This window comes from Bacillus sp. AC266 (assembly GCF_979253805.1).
Genome location: NZ_CEEDEC010000007.1, coordinates 103980 through 123798, shown reverse-complemented (window position 1 = coordinate 123798; position 19819 = coordinate 103980). Strand labels below are relative to the sequence as shown.

The window sequence follows — 19819 nt, the reverse complement described above, 5'->3', positions numbered from 1 at the left end:
TAACATATCGGGAATAAAAATACAAAATGAAATAATGTGACACTTCAGTGAAATGAAAAAAAACAGCTCCATAAAAGAGGGAGCTGGTTACAATGAAATTATTTAACAAAGCGTTTTTCAATGTCGTCTAGTAGTAAGTTAGCAGCCATTACACCGCCAGCTGTATTCCAAATAACGTCGTCAACTTTGTATGCTTTTCCGTTCTTTACTGCATTTAAGTTTTTAAAGAGAGGATCGTTTATATATTCTTTTTCTAGTTCAGAACCTTTTTTCTCATTGCCTTTATCGAATGTGAAGTAGAATAATACATCGCCATCCATTGCCGAAATACGCTCTTTAGATACGTTACGTTCTGCGAAATCATCTTTGTTTTGATCTCCAGGACGTTTAAATCCAAGTTCTTTTAAAATAACACCAGAGAATGTATCGCCATGATAAATACGAACATCACCAGGCATAAAGCGTACCATAGAAATTTCTTGATTTACTGTATCACCAAGTTTGCCTTTTAAATCTTCCATACGTTTTCCGTAATCAGCTAAAACTTTTTGACCTTCTTTTTCCTTATTTAAAGCTTTTGCATAAAATTTGAAGTTATCTTTCCATTCACCACGTAATGTTTCCGAGAAAACAGTAGGTGCAATAGCTTTTAATTGCTCATACACTTTTTCGTGGCGCATTTTGTTACCGATAATTAAGTCTGGTTTTAAAGAAGCGATAGTTTCAACGTTAACTTGTCCTTCATCGCCAACAACTTTTACATCTTTCATTTTATCCTTAATATGCGGATACCATGGGTCACCCGTCCAAGACTTTACAGCCCCAACTGGTTTTACACCTAATTCGAGTAAAGCTTCAGTTCCTTCATTAGTTAAAATAACTACACGTTTTGGATTGGCAGGAACTTCTGTTTTACCCATTGCGTGCTCAACCGTAATCATTTCTTTTTTATTATCTTCTTTTGTTGATTCTTCTTTGTTATTTGATTTTCCACAAGCACTTAAAAGAAGTGAAAAAGCTAGTAAAAATACAAATACTGTAAACGATTTCTTTTGCATGAAATTCATTATGTACCCCCTATATGTTGAGAATATTTTTCAATAGCAAGCATGATGTTAAGCCTTTATCTTTGGATTGTCAATATATATTACTGAAAATAGTTCTCATTATCGTTGACAATGAGAATTAAGTTGAAATACACTTACAACGTATCATTATACATTGAAGGGGAAACGCTGCATGTTATTAAAAACAAATCAAGCAAAATGGATTGGATTACTTGTTGGAATCATTGCAGTCGTTATTTGTATTTGGGGAAGCATTATTTTCGGATATACAAATACGAGCTGGAAATTAGCTTTAGATGCTTTTTTCCATTTTAATGGTTCAAATGAGCATATTATTATTCAAAATGTGCGTCTACCAAGGGCGTTAATTGCAGCAAGTGTTGGTGCTAGTTTAGCCATTGCAGGTTGTTTAATGCAAACTTTAACAAAGAATCCGCTTGCTTCTCCAGATTTTATTGGATTAAATTCAGGCGCTGCGTTCTTTATAGTTGTAGCAATTGTACTTTTTTCCGTGACATCATTATCAGCTTTCACATGGATTGCCTTTTTAGGAGCGGCAGTTGCAGCAGTACTTGTATTTGCCTCTAGTTCTTTAGGAAAAGAAGGGACAACGCCTCTTAAGTTAACATTAGCAGGTGTAGCGATAAGCGCTTTATTTTCATCATTAACACAAGGGTTACTTGTATTAAATGAAAAAGCATTTGAAGAAGTGTTATTTTGGCTTGCCGGATCTGTGCAAGGAAGAAAGTTAGAGATTTTACAATCAGTATTCCCGTATTTATTAATAGGCTGGATTGCATCTTTTATGATGGCAGGGAAAGTAAATACATTAATGATGGGGGAAGATGTTGCAAAGGGGCTCGGACAACGAACGATTTTAATGAAATCATTCGTGTTACTTATTATTGTACTGTTGTCTGGTGGTTCAGTTGCGGTTGCTGGTCCAATTGGATTTATTGGCATCGTTACTCCTCATTTCGCAAGAGCTCTTGTTGGGGTAGATCACAGATGGAGAGTACCCTATAGCGGATTGTTAGGTGCAATACTATTAATCTTGGCTGATATAGCAGCAAGATATGTCATTATGCCACAAGAAGTACCAGTAGGGGTTATGACAGCATTTATCGGGGCCCCATTCTTTATTTATATTGCACGTAAGAGAGGGCTTAGCAAATGAAGAAGTATATTCCGTTTCGTATTGGAAAAGGCGAGCTCTCGTTTTTAATGTATAAACGAGCTTGTCTCGTCTTATTGAGTTTACTAGTTGTTTTAATAGGATTATTTTTTGCGAGTGCAGGTATGGGGGATATGAAAATTGCTCCTTATGACGTATGGCAAGCGATTACCGGAAATGGTGATGCGATGTCAAATATGGTTGTAAATAAATTTCGTATGCCGCGTATTTTAATTGCTATCCTCGTAGGAATTGCGCTTGCGGTAGCGGGCTGTATTTTACAAGGGCTCGTTCGAAACCCACTTGCTTCTCCTGATATCATCGGAATTACGGGCGGGGCAAGTGTTGCAGTTGTACTCTTTTTAGCTATATTTAGTGATAAAAACAATGCGTTAACAGTAAGCATTCATTATATGCCGCTAGCAGCTTTTGCTGGGGCAACAATTGTAGCGTTTTTTGTATATTTATTTGCCTGGAAAAATGATGGATTATCACCGATTAGTCTTGTTTTAATTGGTGTTGGATTTTGGGCATTAACGAAAGCAGCAACAACTTTATTTATGTTGTTAGCACCAATTTATCAAGCAAGTCAAGCGAATGTATGGATCACAGGTACTGTTTATGGCTCTTCGTGGCAAAATGTTATGGTACTTGCGCCGTGGGTTCTCATTTTAACGACAATATCATTTATCGCTGCGAGACATTTAAATGCACAAGAGCTAGGGGATGATATAGCAGTGGGACTTGGTGTTCCTTTAACGAAGTCGCGTGTATTTATGTTGTTACTTAGTACAGCTTTAATTGGCGGGGCAGTTGCCTTTGCAGGAGGAATTGGATTTGTTGGTTTAATGGCACCTCATATTTCGCGAAGATTAGTTGGTTCTTTCTACGGTGCATTGCTCCCAGTTGCGGCGATTATCGGTGCAATTCTAGTACTCGCTGCAGATTTAATTGGGCGTACAGTTTTCACACCACTTGAAATTCCAGCAGGGGTATTTACATCAGCAATTGGTGCACCTTATTTTATTTATTTACTTTATAAAAGTCGGAATTCATAAAGGGAGATGAATATGCAAAAAGCATTGGAGACGAAACGCTTGACGCTGTCGTATGGTGAAACGATTATTATTGATGAGCTGAATTTAGAAATTCCAAAAGGGGAAATTACAATCTTCATCGGTTCTAACGGTTGTGGGAAATCAACTTTATTACGTTCACTAGCTAGATTATTAAAGCCAACAACCGGTGACATTTTGTTAGATAATCAAGCAATTCAAAGTATGCAAACGAAGCAAATCGCTCGTCAAATGGCGATTTTACCGCAAGGGCCACAAGCACCGGAAGGACTTACGGTATTACAACTTGTAAAGCAAGGACGTTATCCATATCAAACATGGCTGAAGCAATGGTCCGAAAAAGATGAGGAAATGGTACAAAAAGCGCTTGCTGCAACGGGTATGACAGAATTTGCTGAGCGTGATGTTCATGCCCTTTCAGGTGGACAACGTCAACGTGCTTGGATTGCAATGACCCTTGCACAAGATACAGATATTATTTTGCTTGATGAGCCGACTACATATTTAGATATGACGCACCAAATTGAAGTGTTAGATTTATTATTCGAATTAAATGAAACAGAGAAAAGAACGATTGTTATGGTATTGCACGATTTAAATTTGGCATGTCGTTATGCAGACAACATTGTCGCTATTCAAGATAAACAAATATATGCGCAAGGTAAACCAGAAGAAGTTATTGACCAGAAGTTAGTTCGGGATGTATTCCGTATGGAGTGTCAAATAAGCGCTGATCCGTTATTTGGGACACCGCTCTGTATCCCGCATGGAAGAGGAAGACGTGTATTTAAAGAGGCTGTTCAGGCGATGAGATAACGAAAAAAGACGATGAGGATTCATCGTCTTTTTTATTTTCGGCAAGAAAATAATAGAAAAAGGGGAATACGTAAACGTCGTTCATATTCTCCTTCATCTTGAAAACAGTTTCGATTTGGTGTAGCTTCTTTTAAGCTTGTAATCGTAAATCCGGCTTGTTGTAATAATGTAAAATATTCTTCCGTAGTCCGGTGATATTTAATAACTTCTTGATCAATCCATGGCTCAACTCGTTTTCCTGTTTCGAAATAATCATCGACGAGCCAACTAGTTCTTTTACCACTCGTTTGCAAGCTTTCAAATGAAGAGGTAACAACGGGATGTTGAACGCTAAAGGTGAAGGTTCCGTTTGTTTTTAAAGTTTGAAACACATTTTGAAAAATGATATCAAGGTGTTCAATATAATGTAAGGCGAGTCTAGATGTTACTAAATCAAAAGTAGAAGGAGGGTATGTGTAGTCTTTGAGGTTTAAAAAATGAACGGTGCCATTTTTATTTTCTAGTTGTTTTTTAGCTTTTTCATACATAAGCTCGGAGCCTTCAATACCAGTGTAAGAGTGGCATCCATGTTCTAATAATTCTTCGCCGAATTTAGCATCACCACAACCTAAATCGAGGATTTGTTTTCCAGTTACATTGCCAATGAGCTGAAAGAATGCTGGTTTTTCAAGGGATTCGTTTGGACTATTTTCTCGATATCTTCGCTGCATATATTGCTCTAAAAACGATTCGTTATTATATACATCAGATTCAGTAAACGCCATTTTAAAAGCCTCCTAAATATTTTTTTAATTCTATCAAATATGAAAAGTAAATGATAGATTTCTTGTAATGAATCATTTATAATCTAGAATTGTAAGCGGTTTCTTTAAACTATTTTTCTATAATAAATTCTGAAAACGTGTTAAGCTAGTAGAGGGATTATTAGAACTATTAAGATAATAATCCGCTTACATGAACGATGGGAGGCTTCACGATGTCTAGTAAAACACTTGCAAATTTTTTAGAAGAAAATTTAGAGGATTTAAAATCAAAGGGGCTTTATAACGTAATTGATCCGCTTGAAAGTCCAAATGGGCCGATTATTACAATTAGCGGAAAAGAATATATTAACTTATCTTCAAACAACTACCTTGGATTAGCGACTGATAATCGCTTACAAGAAGCAGCAATTGGTGCAATTCATAAGTACGGCGTTGGAGCAGGAGCTGTTCGTACAATTAACGGTACTTTAGATTTGCATATTAAATTAGAAGAAACAATTGCAAAGTTTAAACATACAGAAGCAGCAATTGCTTATCAATCAGGATTTAACTGTAATATGGCAGCGATTTCAGCTGTTATGGATAAAAATGATGCGATTCTTTCAGATGAATTAAACCATGCATCTATTATTGATGGTAGTCGTCTATCAAGAGCGAAAATCATCGTTTATAAGCATTCTGATATGGAAGATTTACGCAAAAAAGCAATCGAGGCAAAAGAATCAGGTCTTTATAATAAATTAATGGTTATTACAGACGGTGTTTTCTCAATGGATGGAGATATTGCAAAATTACCAGAGATTGTTGAAATTGCAGAAGAGCTGGATTTAATGACATATGTAGATGATGCACACGGTTCAGGTGTACTTGGCAAAGGTGCAGGTACTGTAAAACATTTCGGCCTTTCTGATAAAGTTGATTTCCAAATTGGTACATTATCAAAAGCAATTGGGGTAATTGGTGGATATGTAGCTGGGAAACAAAACTTAATCGATTGGTTAAAAGTGCGTTCACGTCCATTCTTATTCTCAACAGCTTTAACACCAGCTGATGCAGCTGCTTGTATGAGATCAATTGAAATTCTAATGGAAAGCACAGAGTTACACGATCGTTTATGGGAAAATGGTCGCTATTTAAAACAAGGGTTAAAAGAACTTGGCTTTAACATTGGAGAAAGTGAGACACCAATTACGCCTTGTATTATTGGTGATGAAGTATTAACACAAGAATTTAGTAAACGTCTAAATGAAGAAGGCGTATACGCAAAATCTATCGTATTCCCAACCGTAGCAAAAGGAATGGGACGCGTTCGTAATATGCCTACAGCAGCTCATACGAAAGAAATGCTAGATGAAGCAATTCGTAAGTATGAAAAAGTAGGGAAAGAAATGGGTATCATTTAAGTAACGACATCTTTTGAATAGCTTGCAAATGGGGAGTGGGAAAAATGAAAAAAATTCTAGTAACCGGTTCTTTAGGGCAAATTGGTTCTGAACTAGTAATGAAACTTCGTGATGTATACGGCGCATCAAATGTTATTGCAACAGATATTCGTGAAACAGACAGTGAAGTAGTAACGTCTGGTCCATTTGAAACGTTAGATGTAACGGATGGACAAAAATTACATGATATTGCAAAGCGTAATGAAGTAGATACAATTATTCATTTAGCGGCTTTACTTTCAGCAACTGCAGAAAAAAATCCGTTATTTGCTTGGAATTTAAATATGGGCGGACTTGTAAATGCATTAGAAGCAGCACGTGAATTAAACTGTAAGTTTTTCACGCCAAGTTCTATCGGTGCATTTGGTCCATCAACGCCAAAAGATAATACACCACAAGATACAATTCAGCGTCCTACTACGATGTATGGGGTAAACAAAGTAGCAGGAGAATTACTATGTGATTATTATCATCAAAAGTTTGGCGTTGATACGCGCGGTGTACGTTTCCCAGGCTTAATTTCTTACGTAGCTCCTCCAGGAGGCGGAACAACTGACTATGCAGTTGAAATTTATTATGAGGCGATTAAAAAAGGTACATACACCTCATACATTGCAGAAGGAACATACATGGACATGATGTATATGCCAGATGCTTTACAAGCAATCATCTCATTAATGGAAGCTGATCCAAATAAACTAGTTCATAGAAATGCGTTTAACATTACAGCAATGAGCTTTGAACCAGAGCAAATTGCAGCATCAATCCGTAAACACATTCCGAACTTTACAATGGATTACGCAGTAGATCCAGCTCGTCAAACAATCGCTGATAGCTGGCCGAACTCTATTGATGCAACAGCAGCAATGAAAGAGTGGGGCTTTAAAGCAGAATATGATTTAGACAAAATGACAACTGATATGCTGGCTAAGTTAAAAAAAAAGCTCGCATCTGAGTTAGTAATGAATTAATAAGAAGAGCCGATTCTTAGGAATTGGCTCTTAATTATTTTAGGAAGGAAGAAAAGCAACATGCAAAGAGTTGATGTTGTATATGCATTAATACACGATAGCGAAAAAGATAAAATATTAATGGTACATAATATAGAACAAAACGTTTGGTCATTGCCAGGCGGGGCTGTTGAAAAAGGTGAAATATTAGAGGAAGCACTAGTAAGAGAAGTGAAAGAAGAGACAGGTTTAACTGCTGCGGCAGGTGGACTTGTTGCGATCAATGAAAAATTCTTTGAAGAACTAGGGAATCATGCGTTATTTTTTACATTCCGAGCAAATGTTGTAACAGGTGAACTTGGTGCAGAAGATGAAGAAGAAATTTCCGCAATCGAGTGGGTAGATAGAAAAATTGCGAATGAGCGATTCCCATACTACGATGGAGGGTTCGAATTATTATTAGAAGTTTCCATTCCATACAAGTTTCAACCAGAAACAAAGTAAGTTAACGAAGAAAAACAGGAGCCTCGGGGCTCCTGTTTTTCTATTCAATCGTCTTCAGTAATAGTTTCTTCAACAATGGTTTAATCTTCAGGCGTAAATCTTCAGCATGATTTGCAACTAAGAAGTGATGGTTATAAATGTTTTTCATTAGTTGATAAGTCGCTTCTTTCGCTTCGCCTTCTTCGATAAAGATTCCGATTACTTCCATACCACTTTTACGAGCAAGTTTGACTGCTTCGTGCGTATCTAAAATTCCGTCTTGTTGATAGTCTAGTGCAGAAGGTTCACCGTCTGTAAAGACAAGTAAGAATTTATGTTTTTCTGGTCTTTTCGCAAGCTTTTCGGAAACGATACGAATAATATACCCGTCGCGGTTATCTTCTTCTTCGCGAAGTTGCATAATTTCTGGACCGACGTTTTGTAACGTTGAGTTTTTATACGTAACAACTTCATGGATAACGTTCGGTTTATCTTCAGGTTTAGCACTAGAAGCATCTTCCCAAAATCCACTAATAGCGTGCGGAATTTTTAAAGATTTTAAAGCTTCATGGAATAGGACCACACTCTTCTTCGTTTCTTCCATTTTGTTATACATAGAACCAGAGCAATCCACTAATAGTTGGAATGCAACGTCGAGCTCTTGTGATTCTTGTCCTTTTTTATAAAACATACGCGGCTGCTTTTCAGTATAAATACGAAGGAATTTCTTACGAAGCCTTCCGTAATATTTATCACTGTTTGCATTCGTTTTGTTTTCAATTGTTTTTTCGATAATTTTCTTTAATTCTTTTACATCTTTATTAACGACTGATTTGATAGCTTGGTAATCTTTTTTCTCATCAGGATTCGATTTGCGAGCTTCTTTAAATGTATGAGAAGCTCCCACATTATACTTGCCGTATGCACCGTCGTTTTGGCTAGAAGCATGAGACGCTCTTGCTTCCTCTGTATCAGCACCATCAAAGTTAGATTGTGTACTTTTTTGGGAAGTACCTTGTACAGAACCAAGTGCTTGGTCACCATCTTCTGATTCACGAGCAGTATCACCCATCATATTTGTTTTTGTTCCGCTTTCTAAATCAAAGCGTAAAAAGTTCTCGTTTTCATTGTTTTTATTTTCACGGTGCCATGTCGAGAAGCTTTCATCCATTTTGTTTTTGTTATCATCGTCATCTAGGAGCTGCGTATCATCATTTGCTAATTTTTCAGCGCGACTGTCTTTCTCATCTGCAATCACAGATAAATAAAGCGGTGCATGTCCGAAATAATTATTAAGCATATCACTTTCAAGAAGTCCTTCTAAACGATAGCGAATTTTCTCAACAATATACATAATATCTTCCGTATTACGAGCTTGGAATGTTTCATGCAAAATTGATTCAATTTGCTCGAAATATTCATTATTAAACATTTCATATTTATCACTCGTTAATGAAAGATAGCATAGACAAAATAGACGATCACCGTGATAGTTACGAACACGATTTATTTCATTTTGTGAGCCAAAGTAATTGCGATACATTTCTTTTCGGCGTTTAAAAATATGTTTTGTGCCAGGACGTAAATTTTTGACGATTTCCTCAACACGTAAATCTTCTAATAGAACAAATAATTGTGTTAAAAACTTTTTTAGAGGCGATTCTTGTAACTCAATCGCATAAGAACGAATTAAAGTCATGTCCGAGTAATGTTTATTACCAAGTGCCTTTAAGAACACTTCGCTTTTTAATCCGATTACTGTATCCTCTTCTTTTCGATCATCCCAAAAGTGACTAATGACAACCTTTTTTTCAATTTCGTCGTAGTATGCTTTATAGCCATACTCAAGATAGGCATCGTCTTCTTTTAGAAGAGCATACATTAAGTTTTCCATTTGTAGAAACAGCGACGCATCAATTTTTTTGTCACTAAAAATTTGTCTCATGAATTATCCCTCAAAGAAATAACTTTCTGCTAATTCACGGACAGTCATTTGTTCTGTTTCATCGTTTAATTTTGCGATAATACTACGTTCAATTGCACGCATAACAGGAATATATACACCTAAATCACATGCATCGATAATGCCACGAATACTAGCTGCTTCTTCACTTACGCGCCCATCACGAGCTAAAGGCATAAGATCGCTTGCGAATGCAACGAACTTTTCAATTGTTGCAACATCATTTAATTTTGATTCAGATAGTAATAGTTCTTTTAATGTATCACCTTGAATGTAAGGAACTTCAATAATAACGAAACGGTTTTTTAACGCTTCGTTTAGTTCACTTGTACCAACATAACCTTCGTTAATCGCAGCAATTACGCGATATTCGTCATCACCGTATACAACTTCTTGTGTAAATGGGTTTGTAATCATTTTACGGTAATCTAACGCACCATGAAGAAGTGGTAACGTTTCAGGTTTTGCCATATTGATTTCATCGATATAAAGGAAATGACCGTTTTTCATTGCCTTCATAAGAGGACCGTTAACGAACGTAACTTCAGATGCGCCGTCTTTCGTTTGTAATGTGTTGTATCCTAAAATACCTTCTACATCTAAGTCGACAGAACAGTTAATGCTATGCATTGGTTTTTGGAATAAAGAAGAAAGAGTTTCCGCTAGTACTGTTTTACCACTACCAGTTGGTCCTTTTAATAGAATGTTTTTACCAAGTAAAAGTGCTGTAATGGCATCTTCAATAATGCTGTTATCAGATGCTTTATATATTTTCTTGCCAATTAAATGTGCATTTTCACCAGCTTCTTGTTTATTCTTTTCATGAATTGTAGAAAGCTGCTGTTTTAAATCAGAATGTATATGAAATTGTTCTAACATGTATTTCCCACCTAACATTATTTTCATAAAGTAATACATCTTATGATAACTTGTTTTAATATGGTATGCAAAGAAAAGGAGAAGGGGGAAATATAAAAGAAAAAGCAATCAATATCACATTGATTGCTTATAGTAAAGGAGAAATGAGTCGCATAAAGGACTCTAATATTCGTTTTTTGATACTTCTTTTTTGGAACGAGTTCCATTTAATTTCAGTGGAGTGTTTAAAGTCTTCTTCAAAATCGCGTTTAATATCATGAACGGTTTCTGATTCATATAGTACGCTAATAATTTCATAATTCAATTCAAAGCTACGTACATCCATATTTGCTGTTCCGATTGTTGCAATTTTATCGTCAACGAGTACAATCTTTGCGTGCATAAATCCATCTTTATAACTGTAAATAGAAGCACCAGCTTTTAAAAGTGGAGTGAAATAGGATTGAGATGCTTGATCGCTAATAATACTATCACTCTTACCAGGATATAAAATGCGTACATCTATGCCAGATATTGCACTTAAGCGTAATAATGTTAAAGTTTCTTGATCCGGAATAAAGTATGGTGTAGCGATCCAAATAGATTTTTTGGCTGAGCCCATAACAGCTAGTAATGTATTACGAATACTTTTATCATCTGAGCTTGGTCCACTTGCTACAATTTGCACCGCACCTTCTGCATCCGGAATTTCTTTTCCTGGGAAGTAGTGTCTATTCATAAATTGATCCCAAGAATAAGTATTCAATCCACTAGACGCATAAAGCCAATCTTCTAGAAAGATGGCTTGTAATTTATACAATGCTTTTCCTTCTATTTTTAAATGACTATCACGCCAAACAGGGAATTTTTTTGAGCGACCAAGATATTCATCACCGACGTTGAGCCCTCCGGTAAAACCAATTTCTCCATCTACAATGACGATTTTACGGTGATTACGATAATTAACGGTCTCGAGTAACCAAGCTGAAAAAATAGGGTCAAATTCGACAATTTCAATTCCAGCTTTTTTCATAGGTTGTAAAAATCGTCGTCTTAACGTATTACTTCCGAGTCCATCATAAAGGAAGCGTACAATAACACCATCTTTTGCTTTTTGTATTAAAGCATCTCGTACTTTTGTACCAATCTCATCAGATTTATAAATATAGTATTGAATATGTATGTGATGTTTTGCATTCTCGATTGCGTTCAAAATTTCTGAAAAGGTTTGATCACCGTTTGTTAAAAGTTTTGTTGTCGTTCTATCTGCGGCAGGCCCGCCTCCGAATTTTTGTACGACTTCTGTTAAATGTATAGAACGTTCATGTAATGGGACTGTGAGTGATAATTCTAGTCGTCTTCCTTCTAATATTTCGCGGAATAACTTTCTTTGTTCTTCTGAACGATGAAGATGTTTTTTTCTTCTCCAACGGCTACGCCCGAAAATAGAGTATAAAAGTACACCTACAACAGGAAGAAGTGCTAATACTAAAAACCACGCTAAGGTACTTTGGGGTGATCTATTTTCGATAAAAATAACGAATGAAATTCCTACGATTGTGATGGACCATAGAGCACCAACAAACGTATATAACGAAATAACCGATGTATTTAATAGAAAAAGAACGATAGATACGATTGTAAATATTAATAATAATTGAACGATAGGTTTCTTCATTTCTATAAAATTCCTCAAATCTTTCTTAAATATAGACTTCTTATATAAAAGGTGTAATCTGACATTCTTATTATAAAGTGTTTTGTTTTTTTTACAAAATATAGACATTTTCCCCATGCTTTCCGCATTTGTCCTACATACAGTATATTATTACATTTTTATATAGAAAAGGGGATGAATAAAATGTACGATCTTCCATTTGGTGGATTTGTACATTCTCCATTTTTAGGAGGAGGATTCTTTCCTAGAAGGGGCTTTACTTAGTCCTGCGTTTGGTTATGGCGGATATTGCTATCCATACTATACGGATTATTAACAGTATCCTTACTATTCATACAACACATATTAAAGTAGGGAAATTGAAAAGGAGAGGAAGAAAAATGAACTATATGCTAAATCACGGAGGATATTATCGTAATCATCATGGTGGGGGAGGGCATAATCACCATGGAGGGCATAATCACCATGGAGGACACAATCATTATGATCATCATCATCATCATCATCACGGTGGTGGATGGGGCTGGGGTGGCGGCTCGTGGGGCGGAGGATTTTTCCCAGGAAGTTTTGCTGGAGGCATGTTAGGTGGGCTTACAGCTGGCGCATTAACGGGTGCGGCAGGTGGAGGCTACTATCCAGCACCGTACCCAGTAACATACCCAGCACCATATCCAATGCCATACCCGGGTTATCAGCAAATACCATATCAGTATTAAACTAAAAAAGAGGATATCCTCTTTTTTAGTTTAATAATTTATTTATAAAATATTTCCAAAAACAAGGTGAAAATATGTTAATATTTTGTTATTATAATTCAATATGTTAAATGCAAATTTTGGCTTTATCCCGCTATTTGTGGGCAGTAAAACCCCCACCTCAAAATTCAGCTGGAACAAAGAAGTTAGGTGGAAGCCCTGCTACCCGTAAAAGCCCGATTGGTGATCAGTTGGGATGAACAAACCCCCCACTGATTAAAGTTTCACTTTATATTATTATTCGTGAATCGTTGCATTTTGTATATTAATCTCTATTTCATTATGTATCGGCAGTTAGATTTACATCTTAACATTTAATGAAATAAAAGAGGTTAGGTGTGAGGTCGTATTAGTAGGGAGCAGAGGCTAATAGTGATGAAATTGTCACTTTACAAATTCAAAGAATGTAAGAGAATACTGTATAATAAGCTTAGATAAGTAGAGAGATGAGAAGCTTCTACTATAATTAAAACAGCACCATATTGCTTTTTTTTATAAATAATATTATGTTATTTTAATCGGCCTATTTAGAAAAAAATTGTGATTTATCCCGCATTAACGGGCAGTAAGACTCCCACCTCAAAATTCGGTGAATGTGAGGAAGTTAGGTGGGAGATAAAAGCCCGATTGGTGAAGGCTAATAATCAGTGGGGGATGGACAATCCCCCCACTGATTAAAGTTTCATTTTATGTAAAAGCGTATTGTTAGAAAATGAAATATCTCTATTTCTATGAAGAGAAACGAGTTGTGTTTTAGTCAGATAGGAAGCAAGGAGAGGTGCGCATGCTAGAACAAAGAGGTCATGCATTATATGACTCTTCATTGCAAGATTTAAAATTAGCATTAGATGAGTCTTCAATTGTTGCTATTACAGACCGAAATGGTCTTATTACATATGTGAATGATAAATTTTGTAAAATCTCAAAATATAAAAGAGAAGAGTTAATAGGAAAAGATCACCGTATTTTAAATTCCGGATATCATCCGAAAGCATTTTTTCAAATCCTATGGAAGCGTATTTTGAGTGGAAAAGTCTGGACAGGGGAAATTCGAAATCAAGCAAAAGATGGTACGTATTATTGGGTTAAAACAACAATTGTTCCATTTTTAAATGAAAAGGGAGAACCTTATCAATTTATTGCAATTCGAAATGATATAAGTAGTAGGAAAGAAGCAGAACAAAGATTACGATTAAGCGAAAGTCGTTATAGGGAACTTGCTTATCATGATGCGTTAACAAGTTTACCGAACCGTTTACAGTTAATTACGACTGTAAATAAGATGATTGCAGAGAAAATAGAGTTTGGCATGATTTACTTTGATTTAGATCGTTTTAAATTAGTGAATGATACGTTAGGTCATATGATAGGAGATTTACTTTTAAGCGAAGTTGCTTCACGGTTGCATTATGTGCTAGGAGAGAAAGATGTTCTGGCTAGGCTTGGTGGCGACGAATTTGTGCTGTTAACAAAAACTCATACACATGATGAGATGAGGCAGTTAGCGACATCCGTGTTATCATGCTTTCAAGCGCCATTTATGCTTGAAGGTCATGAAGTATATATTTCAGCTAGTCTAGGACTTTGTTCCTATCCGCAAGATGGAAAAGACGTTGAAACGTTATTAAAAAATTCGGATTTAGCCATGTATAGTGCGAAAGAGCAAGGAAGAAATGCGGCGTGCTTCTTTACAGATGAATTACGTGCGAAAATAAACCGTAGAATGAAAATAGAATTTGCTTTGCAAAAAGCGATTCGTGACGAAGAATTAAAAGTGGCATTACAACCCATTATTGATTTGAAAACAAAGAAATGTACTGGTATTGAGGCTTTAGTACGATGTAAGACAGAAGAAGGTCCTATTTCACCAAGTGAATTTATCCCTGTAGCTGAAGAGTGTGGACTTATTATAAAACTAGGAGACTGGGTACTAGAAAAGTCATGTCGACTGTTTAAAACTTTACCAGATTATCAAGAGGGACTGAAGTTATCTGTTAATTTATCAATACAACAATTGATGCAAAAGCGATTTATTTTATCTGTTCGTAGTATATTGAAGCGAACAGGGTTTCCGCCAAATCGTTTAATATTAGAAATAACAGAAAGTATAGCTGTACGTCATTTTGATTATATTATTGCTACATTACAAGAATTAAGAAGTATGGGAATTTTAATCGCTTTAGACGATTTCGGAACAGGGTATTCCTCATTATATTATTTAAAACAACTACCACTTGATATTGTGAAAATTGATCGTAATTTTATTCGTGAGTTTCATTATGATCATGCACAACCAGAGCGAACGATTGTAAAATCGGTTATTGAAATCGCCCATAGTTTAAATTTATTAGTGGTTGCTGAAGGGGTAGAAACGGTAGAACAAGAAAGTTTATTAAAATCAATGAGTTGCGACTTTGTACAAGGTTTTTATTATGCGAAACCGTTAGATATAGGGGAACTAAAAGAAAAGTTATTAACTGATTTTTAATAAAAAAAGAGAAGCGAAAAGCTTCTCTTTTTTATTGTTTTTTTTGTGAATCTTTCATTAAAACTGGATAAAGAATAAGACCTAATACAAACAAACCAATGCCTAAGAAGAATGTTTTTAAATCAGCAGTTCCCGTTTTAATAACCCATATAGAATATAAAAATGCTAATGCAGTAATGATTCCGTCTTTTATTCGAGATCCCGGCATTATATCATACGTTTCCCCCGTAATAACTAATTTTAACTGATACAAGGTAGAAACAAGGTACGGGATTAAATATGCTAATGTCGCTACAACAATAGCGAAATTATATGCTTCTGAAACAGTACCAGAAATCGTTGAGAATAAGAAAATTTGCGTCATCACATTTGTAATAAATAATGATTTTGAAGGACTACCTTTTTTATTTGTTTTACTGAAAAACTTAGGGAAAAGGCCATTTTTAGCAGCCTGGTAAGGTACTTCTGAGCTAACAACGATCCATCCTACAGTAGAGCCGAATAAAGATACGAGTGCAAGTAAGGCCATTATATAAGCACCTTTAGTACCAATTGCTAAATTTAATGCATCTACTAATGGTTTTTGAGACTCTTTTAAAGCGTCTTGTGGAAGAGCGCCCATTGTTAGTAGAGTAATTGCCATGTAAATAAGAAGAGCGATGATTAATCCGAAAATCGTAGCTTTCTTAACATCGTGCTGAGATTTTGCACGGTTAGAGAGCATAACTGCTGACTCAATACCGATAAACGCCCAAAGTGTTGCAATAGCAGCGGAATTTATTTGTCCACCCAACGAAATAGGTTGTCCAGCTTCATTCATAAATGTTTGACCGTCCCCGAAATTAGAGGCATTGAAAATGAATAATGTGATTACAATAAACATTGTAAATCCGATGATTTTAGCGATTGTTGCCAGAAGGTTCATATTTCCGGCTCTATCAATATTTTGAGAAAGAATATATTGAATTCCCCATAGCATCATACTACATACTATGAAGGTTAAAGCTTTTCCAAGTTCTAATGAAAATCCGTTTGTTGAAAAGAGAATTTGCTTACTTTGTAAAACTGGGAAGAATGTTGATAAATATCCTGCAAAGGAAATAATTACAGATGCTGTAGCAGCCCAGTTAGCAGCCCAGTATCCCCAAGCCATACTATATCCTGCAACTTTACCTGTCTTTTGAGAAGTAAACATTGCTTGGGCGTAACTTTGTGGTCCTGCTTTTAATTCTGGTTTACGAATTGCTAAATTTCCAAATACGAGTGCAATCATAAATACACCAAGTCCTGTAATACTCCATGCCAGTGTAGATCCCATTGGACCTGATACGTGTGCTAAATTTGCTGGGAGCATAAATACGCCACCGCCAACCATATTCCCGATAACAAAAGCTGTTAAAATCCATAATCCCCATTTTTTCGTTTCCATTTTTGTTAACTCCTTTGTAGTAAGTTTTGCTTAAACATCATTTTTTACTAGCATTTTTGGCAATAAAAAAAGAGCCATGTAGATAAAAAATACCTACATGGCTCTTTGCCAAAGCGTAGGTACAACGGGAATAACCCTTGTACCTACGCGTAATTTTTCCGCTAGGTTTCAAGGGTTAAGTATGATGATGATGTTTTTGTGCAAATGTAACTACAGTTGTATAAGTAAGCATAGTTCCTTGCTCCCTTTCTCCTCTGATTTTGAAGTTAGTATACTACATGTTTTTTTGAATGAAAAGAAAAATTTATAAAAATACGTTTTAGAGACTAAATATTTACCTATAGTTTTCTTGTACTGGAAAATAAGTGAGAGATTGGCAGAAGAGTATAGCGTGGTATAATATATATAGAACTAGAAGGTGACAAGGGGCTATTGTAGATGATGAGTAAGTATGAACAAATTTATACAGAAATCAGCAAGTCTATTGATAATAAACAATTAAAAGAAGGATGTAAAATCCCATCAGAAACGGAATTAATGAAGCAGTATGAGGCAAGTAGGGGTACTGTAAGAAAAGCTGTAGATTTATTGCAAGAGCGTGGATATGTTCAAAAAATACACGGAAAAGGTGTTTTTGTATTAAAGCGCAAAAACATTGAATTTAACTTTGGTGGTATTGTAAGTTTTCAAGAAGAAAATGAACGTTTAGGACGTCATTGTATTACAGAAGTCGTGGAAATAGAGAAAATGAAAGCGACACAAGATATAGCAAAGCTATTAAACGTGAAAGAAAAAACGGAAATAAATCATATTAAACGTGTACGAAATATTGATGGAGAAAAAGTAATTTTAGATATAAACCATTTTGTATCGGAATATATTCCAGGATTAACGAGAGAAATTGCAACTGCATCGATTTATAAATACATTGAGAAAGAATTAGGGCTACATATTAGCTATTCACAGCGGGTAATTGAAGTGCAACCATGTACAGAGGATGACCGAAAGTATTTGGATTTAAATGGAACAGACTATGTTGTCGTTGTAAAAAACTTTACTCATTTATACGATGGGAGTCAGTTCGAATATACGGAATCACGTCACCGTTTAGATATTTTTCACTTTTCGGATGTGGCGCGAAGAAAATAAAGAGATGGAGCGAAATAATCGTTCCATCTCTTTATTTATCCCGCTATTTGTGGGCAGTAAAACTCCCACCTCAAAATTCAGCTGGAGCAAAGAAGTTAGGTGGGAGATCAACTGCCTGTAAATGCCCGATTGGTGAAGGCTAATAATCAGTGGGGGATGAACAAAACCCCCACTGATTAAAGTTTCACTTTATAAAAAAATCACCAACTTATATATACGAGTGTTGACTAACTTATATATACGAGTTAATATGTAAGTGTAAACGGTATCAAAAAAAGAAAAGAGGGACGGGAATATGGGGAAAGACTATCGTAAAACAGCAAAAGAAGTGTTGCAGTATATTGGTGGGAAAGACAATATTGAACAAGCTGCGCACTGTGTAACGAGGCTACGTATCGCTTTAAAAGATGAAAATAAAATAGATAATGATAAATTACAGTCTGTTTCATTAGTAAAGGGAGCGTTTCATAACGCTGGGGTATTTCAAATTGTAATTGGTCCAGGTGATGTCGATCGAGTATACGCTGAATTGATAACGCTTGCAGGTATGGAAGAATCGACAGTAGCTGACGTAAAAGGTTCAGGGGATAAAAAATTAAATCCAGTTCAAAAGTTTGTAAAAGTATTTTCAGATGTATTTATGCCGATTTTGCCAGCAATTATTACGGCAGGTTTACTAATGGGGATTAATAACCTGTTAGGGGCAAAGGACTTATTTTTTGATGGGAAAAATTTATTAGAAGTATACCCGAACTTAGGTGGGCTTTGGGATTTAATTAATATGATGGCCAATACAGCATTCGTATTCTTACCGGCACTTGTTGGTTGGTCAGCAACGAAGCGCTTTGGTGGTAGTCCAATACTAGGGATTGTTATGGGATTAATGCTTGTGCATCCGGCCTTATTAAACGCGTGGGATTATGGAAAAGCAGCGACTGGTTTAGAGGGACAAAAGATTGAGTACTTCGATATTTTAGGGCTATTCCAAATTGAAAAGGTAGGATATCAAGGCCAAATTTTACCCATTTTAGTAGCAGCATTCGTATTAAGTAAAGTTGAAATCTTCTTAAAGAAACATGTGCCAAACGCAATTCAATTATTAGTTGTACCAATTACAACAATCGTTGTAACGGGTGTGTTAGCGTTAGGAATTATCGGTCCAGTTACACGTCATATTGGCGATTTATTAACGGCTGGATTAGTTGGCGTATATGAAACGGTACCAGTACTTGGAGCAGTATTATTTGGAGCATTATATGCACCGCTCGTAATTACAGGAATGCATCATATGTTTATTGCAATTGATTTACAGCTAATTGCACAGCACGGCGGTACATTTATTTGGCCGATGATTGCTCTTTCTAACATTGCACAAGGTAGTGCGGCACTAGCGATGTTCTGGATTTCTAAAAATCAAAATGATAAAAGTATGGCATCAACATCAGCAATCTCAGCGTACTTCGGTATTACAGAGCCAGCGATGTTCGGTGTGAATTTAAGAAATAAATTCCCGTTCTATGCAGCGATTATTGGGTCTGCTATAGCAGCGATATTTATTACATTAAATGGTGTATTAGCACCAGCAATCGGAATTGGCGGATTGCCAGCATTTATTTCTATCATTCCGAAATCGATTCCGATGTTTATTGTAGGGATGATAATCGCAGTAGTAATTCCATTTACATTAACATGGTTATTTGCGAAACGAGTAAAACAGAAGTAGGAGG

The 19819-nt window shown here is 35.9% G+C and carries 16 protein-coding genes; 10 read left to right on the top strand and 6 right to left on the bottom strand.

From position 1 onward, the window contains the following. Window positions 1–98 precede the first annotated feature (98 nt). Window positions 99–1067 (bottom strand): ABC transporter substrate-binding protein, encoded by a 969-nt coding sequence (locus AC0IXC_RS24575; RefSeq protein WP_002125165.1) that lies wholly within the window; start codon window positions 1065–1067, stop codon window positions 99–101. Between the two features lie 172 nt (window positions 1068–1239). Between AC0IXC_RS24575 and AC0IXC_RS24570 the strand changes: the two genes are divergently transcribed. From AC0IXC_RS24570 to AC0IXC_RS24560, 3 genes are read left to right on the top strand one after another with little or no spacing between them, the layout of a single operon-like run. Further along, window positions 1240–2244, top strand: coding sequence for a FecCD family ABC transporter permease (locus AC0IXC_RS24570; protein ID WP_002029732.1), 1005 nt, complete (start codon window positions 1240–1242; stop codon window positions 2242–2244). Then, window positions 2241–3299: a FecCD family ABC transporter permease gene (locus tag AC0IXC_RS24565; protein ID WP_002125167.1), complete on the top strand. Its 1059-nt coding sequence runs from the start codon at window positions 2241–2243 to the stop codon at window positions 3297–3299. The genes AC0IXC_RS24570 and AC0IXC_RS24565 overlap by 4 nt, the downstream gene beginning before the upstream one ends. Before the next feature lie 12 nt (window positions 3300–3311). Continuing rightward, window positions 3312–4133: an ABC transporter ATP-binding protein gene (locus tag AC0IXC_RS24560; protein WP_002188271.1), complete on the top strand. Its 822-nt coding sequence runs from the start codon at window positions 3312–3314 to the stop codon at window positions 4131–4133. A 32-nt stretch (window positions 4134–4165) separates the two neighbouring features. Here AC0IXC_RS24560 and AC0IXC_RS24555 read toward each other — a convergent pair whose 3' ends face one another. Next, window positions 4166–4897 carry a class I SAM-dependent methyltransferase gene (locus AC0IXC_RS24555; RefSeq protein WP_326997117.1) on the bottom strand — a complete coding sequence of 244 codons (732 nt, stop codon included), beginning with the start codon at window positions 4895–4897 and terminating at the stop codon, window positions 4166–4168. Window positions 4898–5109: 212 nt separating this feature from the next. On the opposite strand from AC0IXC_RS24555, the gene AC0IXC_RS24550 reads away from it, so the two are divergent. Genes AC0IXC_RS24550 through AC0IXC_RS24540 form a run of 3 tightly spaced genes read left to right on the top strand, consistent with a single transcriptional unit; the run spans window position 5110 to window position 7793 of the window. Then, window positions 5110–6300 (top strand): glycine C-acetyltransferase, encoded by a 1191-nt coding sequence (locus tag AC0IXC_RS24550; protein WP_078180279.1) that lies wholly within the window; start codon window positions 5110–5112, stop codon window positions 6298–6300. A 44-nt stretch (window positions 6301–6344) separates the two neighbouring features. Beyond that, window positions 6345–7310, top strand: coding sequence for an L-threonine 3-dehydrogenase (locus tag AC0IXC_RS24545; RefSeq protein ID WP_033708778.1), 966 nt, complete (start codon window positions 6345–6347; stop codon window positions 7308–7310). 60 nt (window positions 7311–7370) lie between these two features. Next, window positions 7371–7793 carry an NUDIX hydrolase gene (locus AC0IXC_RS24540; protein WP_002029727.1) on the top strand — a complete coding sequence of 141 codons (423 nt, stop codon included), beginning with the start codon at window positions 7371–7373 and terminating at the stop codon, window positions 7791–7793. 40 nt (window positions 7794–7833) lie between these two features. Here the strand turns inward: AC0IXC_RS24540 and AC0IXC_RS24535 are convergent, their stop codons facing one another. The 3 genes from AC0IXC_RS24535 to AC0IXC_RS24525 form a co-directional block, all read right to left on the bottom strand. Next, on the bottom strand, window positions 7834–9717 hold the full coding sequence (locus AC0IXC_RS24535; protein ID WP_215590690.1) for a vWA domain-containing protein: 1884 nt from the start codon (window positions 9715–9717) through the stop codon (window positions 7834–7836). 3 nt (window positions 9718–9720) lie between these two features. Then, the gene (locus tag AC0IXC_RS24530; RefSeq protein ID WP_000892986.1) at window positions 9721–10614 is read right to left on the bottom strand and encodes an ATP-binding protein; all 894 of its coding nucleotides are present in this window, start codon (window positions 10612–10614) and stop codon (window positions 9721–9723) included. Window positions 10615–10741: 127 nt separating this feature from the next. Next, window positions 10742–12271, bottom strand: a complete 1530-nt coding sequence (locus tag AC0IXC_RS24525; protein ID WP_002010479.1) for a cardiolipin synthase — start codon at window positions 12269–12271, stop codon at window positions 10742–10744. Window positions 12272–12651: 380 nt separating this feature from the next. On the opposite strand from AC0IXC_RS24525, the gene AC0IXC_RS24520 reads away from it, so the two are divergent. Together AC0IXC_RS24520 and AC0IXC_RS24515 are read left to right on the top strand one after the other, a co-directional pair. After that, on the top strand, window positions 12652–12987 hold the full coding sequence (locus AC0IXC_RS24520; RefSeq protein ID WP_431169705.1) for a hypothetical protein: 336 nt from the start codon (window positions 12652–12654) through the stop codon (window positions 12985–12987). A gap of 823 nt (window positions 12988–13810) precedes the next feature. After that, the gene (locus AC0IXC_RS24515; RefSeq protein ID WP_002010499.1) at window positions 13811–15514 is read left to right on the top strand and encodes a putative bifunctional diguanylate cyclase/phosphodiesterase; all 1704 of its coding nucleotides are present in this window, start codon (window positions 13811–13813) and stop codon (window positions 15512–15514) included. 31 nt (window positions 15515–15545) lie between these two features. On the opposite strand, the gene AC0IXC_RS24510 is transcribed toward AC0IXC_RS24515, so the two are convergent. Beyond that, window positions 15546–16943: an amino acid permease gene (locus tag AC0IXC_RS24510; protein ID WP_002010500.1), complete on the bottom strand. Its 1398-nt coding sequence runs from the start codon at window positions 16941–16943 to the stop codon at window positions 15546–15548. Window positions 16944–17381: 438 nt separating this feature from the next. Between AC0IXC_RS24510 and treR the strand changes: the two genes are divergently transcribed. Beyond that, window positions 17382–18092, top strand: a complete 711-nt coding sequence (gene treR, locus AC0IXC_RS24505; protein WP_002029746.1) for a trehalose operon repressor — start codon at window positions 17382–17384, stop codon at window positions 18090–18092. A gap of 295 nt (window positions 18093–18387) precedes the next feature. After that, window positions 18388–19815 (top strand): PTS system trehalose-specific EIIBC component, encoded by a 1428-nt coding sequence (gene treP / locus AC0IXC_RS24500; protein WP_002010521.1) that lies wholly within the window; start codon window positions 18388–18390, stop codon window positions 19813–19815. Window positions 19816–19819: the final 4 nt, after the last annotated feature.